This is a genomic window from Bacillus sp. TCT6 (assembly GCF_056033845.1).
Genome location: NZ_JBVYHX010000001.1, coordinates 86,038 through 98,992, shown reverse-complemented (window position 1 = coordinate 98,992; position 12,955 = coordinate 86,038). Strand labels below are relative to the sequence as shown.

Below are 12,955 nucleotides of genomic sequence, written 5' to 3'. Positions count from 1 at the left end.
CTTTATGAAATCGAACGGAATTCGACTACTTCCTCGTTACTAATAAGTTTTCCTTCGTGTATGCCTTTTACTGAAATAACCATAACAGATTTATCTTCTCCTTCAAGCTTTCCTAAAGAGAATAAATAGATTAAATTTTCTTTTTGTAACATCCATTGTTTGCCATTTACTCGACCTAATATTCTTTTTTCTGAAGATGGCTTTATTTCTCCAACATACTGACATTCTCCAAAAGAAGTTTTTATTATATTCTTCTCTGTATCAATTACTAGATGCTGGAATAGTTCTAGGTTTCTACTTGAAACAATTTCAATTTCATGGTTACTTTTTTGCTTAAATTGAAGTTTTCCATCACTTGTATTAGATAAACTACTATTCTCAACGGCGTTTCTAAAAAAGTTATATTCTTCTTCTGTAATACCAAAGTTAGGATGATACGGTTTCACCTGTTTATCTATATGCCCTGATATATAGTTTATGTACCACTCTTTATCATTCTTTACATGATCACTCATCTTTTTAGTAATAACCTCTACTTTTTTACGTGTATCACGATCCATCTCTAGTGTCATAATATCCGCCGTCACTTCCGCATTCATAAGATGCGATGGAATATACTCTTCCACACTATTCGCTTTACTCACTTCACTTTGACAACCAACTATAAATAGCGATATGAAAAAGATATATATTATTTTTTTATATTTCATTTCTATTCTCCACTCCATACATTATCCTTACTTAGTTTTATAGCGGTTTTTATTATAGTATAAAATCTTTATATTTTAATAGAATCCATACCCGTATGCAAAATTGCATATTAATAAGTCTTCTTCTTACTTTAAAATTAGCTTAAATCACTTTCCAAATTATACAAATAACAAGTTTAAAATGTTATAATTTTCAAAAAGCCATTGGAGGATATTATGAAAGCCCACGCAATTTTCGATTTCTTACATTTACTAGTCTTAACCCTAAAAAGCTATTATGTATGGGGAATGCCTATCTATGTCTTTATTATTCCTCTTATCTTTGTAGTCGGTTATATTATTATTAATTCTAATAAGAAACAAAAAAATACATCTATTCAAAGTCACTAATCTATTACCTTAATAGCCTCCTAAAAATCATATTCCCCTCATTTTCTTCAAATGATATGATGAACAAGGGTATATCCCCACCACTCTTATAGCGGTGGGGATTTTAATGTCAATATGCAACATACTACACAATAGAAGGTGATTTTTATGAGAAAATACGCAACAATTGCTTTATGTACGTCTGCCATTCTAGCAGGCTGCAATACTAGCAATGTAAGCCAAGAACCTAAAAAAGAGAAAAAGGTTCAAGAAGTAGCTAAACAAAAAGAGACTGTACAAGAACAAGGTAAAATTTCTTATACTCCCATCACATACGAATCTACAGACACTACTATTCATATTACAGACATAAAAGATTCTTTAAATGAAGTACAATATAAAATTTGGCGCACAGCTGATGGAAAGGAAAGTGCTAAATCTTTTTCTTCTAAAGAAAAAGAGAAACAATTTACACTTCCTTTTGATATAAAGGAATTTGAAGGAAAACGCGGTGAGTTCCAAATTGAAGCAACAGGAATGAAAGAAGATGGGAAAACAATCTCGCTTACGAAATCTACTATTACTTTCGAACAAAAGGTTCCTGTTCTTATGTATCACGCAATTGATGATTATCATGGTCAAGGTATTAAAGACTTATTCGTATCACCAGCTAACTTTGAAGCACAAATGAAACATTTAAAGGACAATGGTTATACGCTGTTAACGTTTGAACGCTGGAGTGATATAAATAAAGTAAATAAGCCGATTTTCGTTACATTTGATGACGGTATGAAAAATAATATGAATGCATTTCGCGTTTTACAAAAGCTAAAAGATGATACTTTCAAACCGGCAGCAACAGAATATATGATTGTTGATAACGTTGATGTAGAAGGAGCATTGTCTACTTCTGAAATAAAAGAAATGGTTGATTCCGGCATTTTCTCGGTGCAATCTCATACTGCAACACATGCAGACTTGCCGAAAATTACAAACTATGAGGAAGAGTTAAAAGGTTCAAAAGAAAAGCTAGAAAAAATAACAGGTAAGCCTGTTATCGCAATCGCATATCCATTCGGCCATGTAGATGATAAGGTTGTTGCAGAAACGAAGAAGTATTATCAATTTGCGACGACGACAAAGCCTGGGCAATTCATTACGAAGGGTGAACCTGATGAATTGTTAAAGATGAAGCGCGTTCGTATACACCATACAACGACTGTAGAGCAATTTGCTTCTTCAATTAAGTAAATGTAAGAGCTCAATACATTTTGAGCTCTCTTTTTGCGCTATATTTATATATATTTTTAGAATTTTCTTGTATTATATATAGTAAGAAATTTTTCAAATTAAAGGAGATTATACATATGTCATTTGAACAAACGTTAGAGAAATATGCTGCTCTTGCAGTTAATGTTGGCGTTAATATTCAACCTGGACAAACTTTATCAATTAGTGCACCTCTTGAAGCTGTACAATTTGTACGCCTCGTTACAGAGAAAGCATATAAATCTGGTGCAAAACACGTATATGTGGATTGGAATGATGAGACTTTAACACGCTTAAAGTTCGATCTAGCTCCTGAAGAAGCTTTCTCTGAATTCCCTTCTTGGAAAGCACATGCTCGTGAGGAATTAGCAAAAGAAGGCGCTGCATTTATGTCTATCTATGCAGAAAACCCTGATTTATTAAAAGGTGTAGAAGCAACACGTATCGCAACAGCTCATAAAGTAGCTGGAGAAGCGATGAAAGTATACCGTGATTACGTACAAGCCGATAAAGTAAGCTGGTGTGTAATTTCTGTTCCTACGAAAGAATGGGCTGCGAAAGTATTCCCTGACATAGCGCCAGAAGAACAAGAAGCAAAGTTATGGGATGCTATTTTCAAAGCTACTCGTGCTGATTTAGAAAATCCTGTAGAAGCATGGAAAGAACATGATGAAACATTACATACAAAAGTGGATTACTTAAACGAAAAGCATTATAAAGCTCTTCACTATACAGGTCCTGGAACAGATTTAACAATCGAACTTCCAGAAAAACATGTATGGGCTGGTGCTGGTAGCTTAAATGAAAAAAACGTACCATTTATGGCTAATATTCCAACTGAAGAAGTATTTACAATGCCACTTAAAACAGGTGTAAACGGCCAAGTTTCTAGTACAAAACCGTTAGTATTTGCAGGTAATATTATCGATAATTTCACGTTAACATTTGAAAACGGACGTATCGTAGACTATAAAGCTGAAGCTGGTGAAGAAGCTTTAAAACATTTAGTAGAAACAGATGAAGGTTCTCACTTCTTAGGAGAAGTAGCTTTAGTACCTCATGACTCACCAATTTCAAACACAAATGTTTTATTCTACAATACACTATTTGACGAAAATGCATCTTGCCACCTTGCAATCGGAAATGCTTATGCATTTAACTTAGTTGGCGGAAAAACAATGTCTAAAGAAGAACTTGCTGAAAACGGCGCAAACGCTAGTATTACACACAACGACTTCATGATTGGATCCGCTGAGCTTGATATCGATGGTATTACAGCTGATGGCAGACATGAGCCTATCTTCCGTAAAGGTAACTGGGCGTTTTAAATCTATTACCATAAAGAAACACATTGGATAATCCAATGTGTTTTTTATTTATTTGGTTTCAATTCAAATTTTATCGTTCTATTTTCACGCGTAAACTCCGGTCTATACGTAGCGATATACGTATTTTCTTTCGCTACGTCAAATAGCATGATATCTTGAATTTTTTCATCTGGTGCTAACTTTTTACTAATAAAGCTATCAGGGTTATTATATTCTTTAAATCTTGTACCTTTCTTATCGATAATCTCAAATTCATAAAATGCAAAAGGTATTTCCTTTTTACTATTATTTTCCACTTTGAAAATAACCCCCAAAATCTCTTCTTTCTTTTTATCCTCATCATAATCCGGATATCCTAATTTAACTGAATCGATAGTTACTTGCAAACCATCTACGTCTACTGTCTCCCCTATTTTATACACTTTATCTTGAACATCTTCTTGTTTACTTTCATTACTATCTTTAGTCTCAGTGCAAGCACTTAAACTAAAAGCTATGCCAAAAATTAAAACAATTTGACTCACCTTTTTTAACATACTCTTTCCTCCACATAAGACAATATTTCATATGTATCATAACAAAACGCTTTACTCTTTCTTGTCATATTTTGTCGTATTAATTGCTAACTGCACAAATAGAAAAAAGCTATCTTCTACAAAAGATAGCTTTCAGGATGCCGATGAAACCTTAAGACCAATGACACCCAAAACAATAAAAAGAATACAAAATGCTTGGAATAAGCTAATGTGCTCTTTAAAAAAATACACACTAATGATTGTAATAAGTAATGTTCCAACGCCAGACCAAATAGCATAAGCAATACTTAAATGAATCTTCTTCACAACGATGGCGAACACGCTGAAACAAATTCCATAAAATACGAAAATCAATACACTTGGAACGAGCTTTGTTAAACCATTTGATAGTTTCATCGCAATTGTTCCAGCCACTTCAAAAATAATTGTAACAAGTAATAATAGCCAATATACCATACTAGAATCTCCTTCTCTGTTACCTTATAGAGATTCTAGTATACTACTTATAGTCCTAATGAAATATATTTAATTTCTAAATATTCCTCGATGCCGAAATGGCCTCCTTCACGGCCGATACCACTTTCTTTAAAGCCACCGAATGGTGCTTGTGCAACTGATGGAAGACCGTCATTTAGACCAATAATACCGTACTCTAGCGCTTCACTAATTTGGAATGCTTGGCTAATGTCTTTCGTGAAAATATACGCAGCTAAACCGTATGGTGTATTATTTGCACGTTCGATTACTTCATCAACTTTTTTAAATTTCGCAACTGGTGCCACTGGCCCAAATGTTTCTTCGTTCATACAAAGCATCGTATCATTTGCCAACCCAATTACAGTCGGTTGAATGAAATGTCCCTCTAACTCTGCGACCTTTTGACCACCATATAAAACTGTTCCACCTTTTTGAATAGCATCTTCAATATGTTCTTGTACTTTTGAAACTGCATTCTCATCAATAAGTGGTCCGACAGTCGTTCCGTCACCGAAACCGTCTCCTACTTTCAACTGCCCTACTGCCTTTTGGAACTTCTCTACAAATACTTCGTATACTTCTTCTTGAACGAATACTCGGTTTGTACATATACACGTTTGTCCTGCGTTACGGAATTTCGAACCAATCACCGCTTCTACTGCTTTATCTAAATCTGCATCATTCATTACGATAAACGGAGCGTGACCACCTAACTCAAGTGAAACTTTTTTCATCGTTTGCGCCGCACTAGCCATTAACTCTTTTCCGATTTCCGTTGACCCTGTAAAGGACACTTTTCGCACACGACCATCTTCCATCCACGTATCAGCAATTGCTTTTGCACTACCTGTTACGATATTAATTACACCCTTTGGAATATCCGCTTCATGTGCTAATTCAGCTAATTTTAATGCAGTTAGTGGTGTTTGACTTGCAGGTTTTACAACTGCTGTACAGCCTGCTGCAAGCGCTGGGGCTACCTTTCTCGTAATCATAGCAGCTGGAAAGTTCCATGGTGTAATAGCTGCCATAACGCCAACTGGTTGCTTCATAACTAAAATGCGCTTATTCGGATGAGAAGCAGGAATCATTTCACCATATACACGTTTCCCCTCTTCTGCATACCATTCAACAAAGCTATTTGCATAATTTACTTCACCAAGCGCTTCTGCAAACGGCTTTCCTTGTTCCTTCGTCATAATCGCTGCGATCTCTTCCTTATTTTCATCAATAAGTGTGAACCACTTTTTTAACTTCGCTGCACGATCCGCTGCCGTTAACTTAGACCACGTTTTAAAAGCTTCATGTGCAGCATCAACAGCTTGCTTTGCCTCTGTTACTCCGCCTTTTGGTACAGTTGCAAATATTCCCTTCGTCGCAGGATTATTTACTTCAATTTGTTCTTGTAGTGTAATCCACTCACCATTTATATACATCGCCTTTTTATCTATACTTACGAAAGTCGCCTTTTTATCCAATGTTTTCTTCCCCCTCTATGAACTTCTTAATTTTCCTAGTAGCAGCAGATTGACTAATTTGCAAAAACTCAGCCACTTTATAACTTGATCCATACGTTTTATACGCTTTAAGAATAATATTTCTCTCTACCTCTTCCAGCATTTTATAAAGGCTTTGCCCCGATTGTTCAACTGCAGCCTCTTGCATAGAGAGTGGCAAATCCTCTACCGTTACAACATCATCGACAGTAATAACAATTCTCTCAATTACATTCTCTATTTCTCTATTGTTTCCTTCCCACGGATATCCAACAAACATTTGTAATGTACCCGGTGCTAGTTTCACATCACGTCCGTACTTTTTATTAAAGTGCTGCAAGTAATGATAAATAAGCGGTAAAATATCTTCTGTTCTTTCCCTAAGCGGGGGAATTGCAATTGGAATGACATTCAGACGATAGTATAAATCTTTCCGAAATGTTCCTTGTTTCACCATCTCGCTTAAATCTCTATTTGTTGCCGCGACAATTCGAACATCCACTTTTTTTAATTCTCTTCCGCCTATAGGACGAAATGTTTTTTCTTGCAATACTTGCAAAAGCTTCGCTTGGATTTCAATCGGCATTTCACCGATTTCATCTAAAAAAAGAGTTCCTTTATGCGCGGATTCTAATAGTCCCTTTTTCCCTTCACGATTTGCACCTGTAAAAGATCCACCTGAATATCCAAAAAGCTCCGATTCAATTAAATTAGTTGGCAATGCCGCACAATTAATTTCATAGAAACTTTCATTCTTCCGATGACTCACCTCATGTAAATGGCGTACTAATCGACTTTTTCCTACTCCAGTCTCGCCTAAAACGAGAACAGTACTATCCACTACAGATACTTTTTTGATTGTATCGACTATTTTTTGCATAGCTAGACTTTTAAAAATAAGTCCTTCATGCTCATATGTTTCTCTTAATTCTTTTTTATATGTTTTTAGCTGATTATCCATTTCCTCTACCTTTTGACGTAATTGATAGAGTTCAGTAAGGTCGCGAGAATAACTAATCACTCTTCTTAAATTTCCCTCATCATCAAAAACAGGCCTTGTACGAACGTGTAAATACTCTCCTGATTTTGTAGTTTGAACGAGTTCAATTGGCCTCTTTTTTTCAATCACTTCTAATGTCGCTGATGGATAAAAGATTCCATCCTTTTGTAGTTCTTTTACATGCTTACCCACTAACTCTTCGGCAGCTAGTTGGTAGTGCCTTTCACATGTACTATTTACACGCACAACGATCCCTTGCTCATCTGTAACAAAAATTTCGTCAAACGCATATTCAAATACATCTTTTAAATCCATTAACACTCGTTCCTTTTCTGCAACCATCCTAGCCACCCCTAACTTCAAATCCATCGATCCACTTCACTACCTTTATTATAAAGTGAATTTTCTGCATTTAATATAGAGTCAGCTAGAATGTTTGCTATTTATACTTCAGTTTTTAAACGCGAGCGATGTTTGTTTGCTCATAACAAGCTTGCAACGATTCTTCAATTATTGTTAATCCTTCTTCAAGTTGCTCATCTGTAATAATTAAAGGCATTAACACACGTATAACATTTCCATACGTTCCTGCTGATAATAAAAGTAACCCACGCTTATTTGCTTCTGCACATAGATTAGCCGTTAACGTTTTGTCAGGTGCTTTCGTCTTACGATCTTGAACGACCTCAAATGCACACATTGCGCCTAACCCACGCACATCACCGATGCAATGATATTTATTTTTCATCTCTTCGAATCGGTTCATTACGACTTTTCCTAATTCTATCGCTCTATCATTTAGTTTCTCATTTTCTATTACATCGAGAACAGCTAATGCAGCCGCACATCCTAATGGACTTCCTGCATACGTTCCACCAAGTTCACCTGGTGCAGATTCATTCATAATTTCTTTACGTCCAATGACACCACTTATCGGTACACCAGCCCCTAATGATTTAGACACTGTAATTAAATCTGGAACGACATCATAGTGATCAATTGCAAAATATTTTCCTGTACGACTAAAGCCTGTTTGTATTTCATCCGCTACAAATAAGATGCCGTTCTCTGAACAAATGCGGCGTACTTCTTGAACAAATTTCTTACTTGGGACGATAAATCCACCTTCCCCTTGAACAGGTTCCATTACAACAGCTGCAATTGTTTCTGGTGCTACTTCCGATATGAAGAAGTTCTTAAACTCTTCAATAATAAAATCATCATACTGCTCTTCCGTTAATCCCTCTGGGCGACGGTATTCGTATGGAAATGGCGCTTTATATACTTCTGGAGCAAAGGGACCAAACCCAAATTTATATGGCTTCACTTTACTTGTCATCGTCATTGTCATTAATGTACGCCCGTGGAAACCTTTAGAAAATGCGATAATACCAGGTCTCTTCGTATATTTACGAGCGATTTTCACCGCGTTCTCAACTGCTTCTGCACCACTATTTAAAAATAGGACTTGCTTATCGAAACTTCCTGGTGCCAATGCCGCAAGCTTTTCCGCTAATTCAATATATGGCTCATACATCATGACATTAAATCCAGTATGAATGTATTGATCGACTTGTTTATGGAGCGCTTCTTTAACCGTTGGATGACAATGTCCTACGTTAATTGTCCCGATTGCTCCTGCAAAATCAATGTACTGATTGCCATCAACATCCGTTACAAGAGCACCATTTGCAGATTGTACAAACGTTGGGATGCCGTTACTTACTCCTTTTGGTACTATATTTTGACGGCGTTCCAATAAAGATGCCGCTTTCGGTCCTGGAATTTGTTCATTTACTTTAGCAAATTTTTTTGTGTTCATTGCGTACCCCATCCTTTTCTTTACATTGTTTTCTCTTCTTATTGCAAAATGTATGCCAACTTTCCTTTCTAGCATTTATCCTATATTCTTTGTATCCAGGCATAAAAAATAAGTCTATAAAGACTCATTAAGAGTCTTTATAGACTTATTTTCCTTACACATTAGACTTTTCTTTCTCCCAGAAAAACTCACCCGATTGAGAAATAAACTCTCCAACAGAATCTAACACTAAATCAGCAAGTGGTTCTAATGTTGGACGGTCTCCCGTACCAGATAGCACCCCAATTGCATAGCAATCACCACCATTTTTAGCTAAATGTAAATCAGTTGGCGTATCTCCAACAACCGCAACCTCACATGATTCTAAATTAAATTTCTCACAAAACACTTCTATAATCTTTTTATCTGGTTTTTGCGCAAGGAATGTATCCGAGGCTATAATATAATCAAAAAAGTTCTCCAACTTATATTGTTTTAAAAATAATTCTGTTGGTGCGAAATCATCCGCCGTGACAACCCCTAATATAAATCCTTTATCTTTTAATGCCTGTAACACTTTCGGTAAATCTGCTGTCATTTTCATATGCGAACGATGCTCATACATAAGGGAAAATAACTTCTCACTTACCCAATGATGCATCTCTTCTTCTCTAGCAGACTCAATATAATTACAAAGCCCCTTCGCTACATCAAGGCTTGTTCCAGCAGCTATTGCACTCCTCGGATTAACAAATGCTCCCTCTACACCAATCTCTTCTAATAAGGTCTGCCCTATTGTACTTGGTAAATGATATAAACTTATACATTCAGCTACAAGTTCTTCAGCTACTTTTATCCAAATTGAATGAAAATCCATTAATGTCCCATCTTTATCAAATAGTATTGCTTTTACCTTCTCCATAGCATCCTACCTCTCGTTTCTTATCTCCTCCAGTGTATCAATAAAATATGGATGTAAAATAAAAGAATTGTAAAAATACCATAAAAATCAAACTAACTCCCAATTTACAATTCATTTTAACAAAGTAAAAAAGGATGCCTTTACAAGGCATCCTCTTGATGTTCAGGAACAAATAGTTCTAAACAATGATATATATTTTCGAATTCCATCGGTGCATCTCCACCATACTCACCATCTAAATTAATCATTAGTTTATCTGGTGAATGTACTTTAATTCGGTTCGCTTGTGTATATAACACTTTTGGATTATTAATATGTTCACCACGTTGTGCTTGTGTTGCTGCTTTAATTAAATCAGCGATAGAACCTTTTTTCAGTACTAATAGGTCAAATAACCCATCGTTAATAGATGCATACGGTGCTACCTTTTCAAATCCACCTACTGAACGAGTATTCGTAATTAAAAACATCGTAATTTCTTCTTGTAGTAACTTTCCATCATACTCAATTTCAACATATGTCGGATGCAATGATGGTAACATCTCGATACCTTTTAGGTAATAAGCAAGTTGTCCTAATACTGTCTTTAACTTACTCGGTACTTCGTATGTTAATTCTGTAATACGACCGCCACCAGCGATGTTAATAAAATATGTATCGTTCGCTCTACCGAGGTCTAATGGCACTGTTTTTCCTTCGCAAATAATATCTGCTGCCTCTTCAATAGAACGAGGTACACCAATCGCACGTGCAAAGTCATTTGTCGTTCCAACTGGAATAATTCCAAATTTCGGGCGGAATTCATGTCCAACTAAACCGTTTACTACTTCATTTAATGTACCGTCGCCACCAGCGGCAATAACAACATCAAACTTACGATCCGCAGCTTGCCTCGCCGCCACAGTAGCGTCTCCAGGACCCGTTGTCGCATGACAAGATGTCTCATAGCCAGCTTGTTCTAATTTTTGTAATACTTCTGGTAAGCTCTTCTTAAATAGCTCACGCCCAGAAGTAGGATTATAAATAATTCTTGCTCGCTTCATCATTTATTAGCACAGGAAATTTCTTTATGCATCGAAAAAGAACATACCGAACTTCTATTCAGTATTCCCATGCCTACCTCCTCTCATCTTGCTATCCTTCTTTTATCCCGCTCAAACAGGCAGTAAGAACCCGATTCGTGTAGTCCATCAAAAGTAAATATTCATTTCAATGGTTTTGTTTTATTTGACCAAAAAATTTATCCCGCTATTTGTGGGCAGTAAATGCCCGATTGGTGTGGGCTAATAATCAGCTTTGGATGAACCTCCCACTGATTAAAGTTTCACTTTATTTCTATCCATTCTTCCATAAAAATTTACATATAACGAATAATAACTATCTATTATTTCATGAGATGAAAAAAACCTCTATGTTTAGATTTATCATTATTCCCACCTTTTTGCAACTATCATACCATAGTTGCTATACAAACATTTTTCCACTTTTGACAGTTAATCAAACGTTTGTTTAAACGATTTTGTCTCATTTAAACAAACGTTTGATTAACCTAGAAAAACACCCATGTACGGGTGTTTTTCTGCTTAATCTTTAAAAGTCACTACTATTATCGCTTATTAATCTCTTCAAGTAAGATTTTGTTAACAAGCGGTGGATTTGCTTGTCCTTTTGTAGCTTTCATAATTTGACCAACTAAGAACCCAATTGCACGGTCTTTACCGTTTTTAAAGTCTTCGATAGATTGCCCATTATTATCAAGAATTTCTGTTACAACTTTACGAAGTGTACCCTCGTCAGAAATTTGAACAAGACCTTTCGCTTTAACGATTTCTTCTGGGTCTCCACCTTTTTCGATTAATTCATTAAATACTTTCTTCGCAATTTTAGAAGAAATTGTACCTTTTTCAATTAATTGAACCATTTTAGATAAACCAGCAGGCGTTAATGCAACGTCTTTTAATTCTTTTTGTTGTTTGTTTAAGTATGCAAGTACTTCACCCATTAACCAGTTCGATGTTAATTTCGCATCAGCACCGTCTGCAACAGTCGCTTCAAAGAAATCAGACATTTCTTTCGTTAATGTTAATACGTGTGCATCATAAGCTGGTAAGCCAATTTCTGCAACGTAGCGAGCTTTACGCGCATCTGGAAGTTCTGGAATAGAAGCTCGAACTGCTTCTTTCCACTCATCGTCGATGTAAAGTTCAACTAAGTCTGGCTCAGGGAAGTAACGGTAATCGTCAGATCCTTCTTTCACACGCATTAAGATTGTTTTCTTCGTTGCTTCATCATAACGACGTGTTTCTTGTTGGATGATACCACCAGATAACAGTTCTTTTTCTTGGCGCACTTGCTCGTGCTCAAGACCTTTTTGTACGTAAGTGAATGAGTTTAAGTTTTTCAGTTCCGCTTTTGTACCAAACTTCTCTTGTCCAACTGGACGAAGAGAAATGTTCGCATCACAACGCAGAGAACCTTCTTCCATCTTACAATCAGATACACCAGTATATTGAATGATTGATTTTAACTTCTCTAAGTATGCATATGCTTCTTCTGGCGTACGCATATCTGGCTCAGATACGATCTCGATTAAAGGCATACCTTGACGGTTGTAGTCTACTAATGAACCATCAGCTGTATGCGTTGATTTACCAGCATCTTCTTCTAAATGAAGACGTGTAATACCGATACGTTTCTTTTTACCGTCTACTTCGATTTCAATCCAACCATTTTCACCAATTGGCTTATCAAATTGAGAAATTTGGTAAGCTTTCGGATTATCTGGATAGAAATAGTTTTTACGGTCGAACTTCGTTTCCGTTGCGATCTCACAGTTTAATGCCATTGCAGCTTTCATTGCAAAGTTAACTGCTTCTTTATTTAAAGTAGGAAGTACCCCTGGGTATCCTAAGTCAATTACACTTGTTTGTGTATTTGGCTCCGCTCCGAATTCTGTTGGACTCGCAGAGAAAATTTTCGAATTTGTTTTTAACTCAACGTGAACCTCTAAACCAATAATTGTTTCTAAATTCATCTATGCTCGCCTC

General features: G+C 36.1%; 11 protein-coding genes. 2 read left to right on the top strand and 9 right to left on the bottom strand.

Annotation, left to right across the window (positions count from 1 at the left end; genetic code table 11):
- Positions 1–2 precede the first annotated feature (2 nt).
- On the bottom strand, positions 3–710 hold the full coding sequence (locus AC0ONG_RS00425; RefSeq protein ID WP_000875600.1) for a hypothetical protein: 708 nt from the start codon (positions 708–710) through the stop codon (positions 3–5).
- Positions 711–1,247: 537 nt separating this feature from the next.
- Here AC0ONG_RS00425 and AC0ONG_RS00420 point away from each other — a divergent pair.
- A complete protein-coding gene (locus AC0ONG_RS00420) occupies positions 1,248–2,330 on the top strand; it encodes a polysaccharide deacetylase family protein (protein WP_016078574.1) in 1,083 nt (360 codons plus the stop codon).
- Positions 2,331–2,446: 116 nt separating this feature from the next.
- Positions 2,447–3,676 carry an aminopeptidase gene (locus AC0ONG_RS00415; RefSeq protein ID WP_016078573.1) on the top strand — a complete coding sequence of 410 codons (1,230 nt, stop codon included), beginning with the start codon at positions 2,447–2,449 and terminating at the stop codon, positions 3,674–3,676.
- Positions 3,677–3,720: 44 nt separating this feature from the next.
- On the opposite strand, the gene AC0ONG_RS00410 is transcribed toward AC0ONG_RS00415, so the two are convergent.
- The 8 genes from AC0ONG_RS00410 to gatB all read right to left on the bottom strand — a co-directional run bounded on the left by AC0ONG_RS00410 (position 3,721) and on the right by gatB (position 12,942).
- Positions 3,721–4,212 carry a DUF4352 domain-containing protein gene (locus AC0ONG_RS00410; protein WP_000915107.1) on the bottom strand — a complete coding sequence of 164 codons (492 nt, stop codon included), beginning with the start codon at positions 4,210–4,212 and terminating at the stop codon, positions 3,721–3,723.
- 132 nt (positions 4,213–4,344) lie between these two features.
- Positions 4,345–4,668 carry a DMT family transporter gene (locus AC0ONG_RS00405; RefSeq protein WP_000263262.1) on the bottom strand — a complete coding sequence of 108 codons (324 nt, stop codon included), beginning with the start codon at positions 4,666–4,668 and terminating at the stop codon, positions 4,345–4,347.
- A 47-nt stretch (positions 4,669–4,715) separates the two neighbouring features.
- Positions 4,716–6,167, bottom strand: coding sequence for an NADP-dependent succinate-semialdehyde dehydrogenase (gabD, locus tag AC0ONG_RS00400; protein WP_474203500.1), 1,452 nt, complete (start codon positions 6,165–6,167; stop codon positions 4,716–4,718).
- Positions 6,160–7,527: a sigma-54 interaction domain-containing protein gene (locus AC0ONG_RS00395; protein ID WP_000225139.1), complete on the bottom strand. Its 1,368-nt coding sequence runs from the start codon at positions 7,525–7,527 to the stop codon at positions 6,160–6,162. Before AC0ONG_RS00395 ends, gabD begins: the two co-directional genes overlap by 8 nt.
- Before the next feature lie 115 nt (positions 7,528–7,642).
- Positions 7,643–9,007, bottom strand: a complete 1,365-nt coding sequence (gene gabT / locus AC0ONG_RS00390) for a 4-aminobutyrate--2-oxoglutarate transaminase (protein WP_016078571.1) — start codon at positions 9,005–9,007, stop codon at positions 7,643–7,645.
- Between the two features lie 154 nt (positions 9,008–9,161).
- Positions 9,162–9,908, bottom strand: a complete 747-nt coding sequence (locus tag AC0ONG_RS00385) for an HAD family hydrolase (RefSeq protein WP_000416657.1) — start codon at positions 9,906–9,908, stop codon at positions 9,162–9,164.
- A 140-nt stretch (positions 9,909–10,048) separates the two neighbouring features.
- Complete coding sequence (locus tag AC0ONG_RS00380; RefSeq protein WP_000977679.1) at positions 10,049–10,954, bottom strand: diacylglycerol kinase; 906 nt, start codon at positions 10,952–10,954, stop codon at positions 10,049–10,051.
- A gap of 560 nt (positions 10,955–11,514) precedes the next feature.
- Entirely contained in the window at positions 11,515–12,942 is a 1,428-nt protein-coding gene (gene gatB, locus AC0ONG_RS00375; RefSeq protein ID WP_001047684.1) for an Asp-tRNA(Asn)/Glu-tRNA(Gln) amidotransferase subunit GatB, read from the bottom strand.
- Between the last annotated feature and the right edge of the window lie 13 nt (positions 12,943–12,955).

Excerpts from the sequence above, each read along its gene's own strand:
- AC0ONG_RS00425 (WP_000875600.1), bottom strand. The coding sequence starts at position 710 with ATGAAATATAAAAAAATAATATATATCTTTTTCATATCGCTATTTATA.
- AC0ONG_RS00420 (WP_016078574.1), top strand. The coding sequence starts at position 1,248 with ATGAGAAAATACGCAACAATTGCTTTATGTACGTCTGCCATTCTAGCA.
- AC0ONG_RS00415 (WP_016078573.1), top strand. The coding sequence starts at position 2,447 with ATGTCATTTGAACAAACGTTAGAGAAATATGCTGCTCTTGCAGTTAAT.
- AC0ONG_RS00410 (WP_000915107.1), bottom strand. The coding sequence starts at position 4,212 with ATGTTAAAAAAGGTGAGTCAAATTGTTTTAATTTTTGGCATAGCTTTT.
- AC0ONG_RS00405 (WP_000263262.1), bottom strand. The coding sequence starts at position 4,668 with ATGGTATATTGGCTATTATTACTTGTTACAATTATTTTTGAAGTGGCT.
- AC0ONG_RS00395 (WP_000225139.1), bottom strand. The coding sequence starts at position 7,527 with ATGGTTGCAGAAAAGGAACGAGTGTTAATGGATTTAAAAGATGTATTT.
- gabT (WP_016078571.1), bottom strand. The coding sequence starts at position 9,007 with ATGAACACAAAAAAATTTGCTAAAGTAAATGAACAAATTCCAGGACCG.
- AC0ONG_RS00385 (WP_000416657.1), bottom strand. The coding sequence starts at position 9,908 with ATGGAGAAGGTAAAAGCAATACTATTTGATAAAGATGGGACATTAATG.
- AC0ONG_RS00380 (WP_000977679.1), bottom strand. The coding sequence starts at position 10,954 with ATGATGAAGCGAGCAAGAATTATTTATAATCCTACTTCTGGGCGTGAG.
- gatB (WP_001047684.1), bottom strand. The coding sequence starts at position 12,942 with ATGAATTTAGAAACAATTATTGGTTTAGAGGTTCACGTTGAGTTAAAA.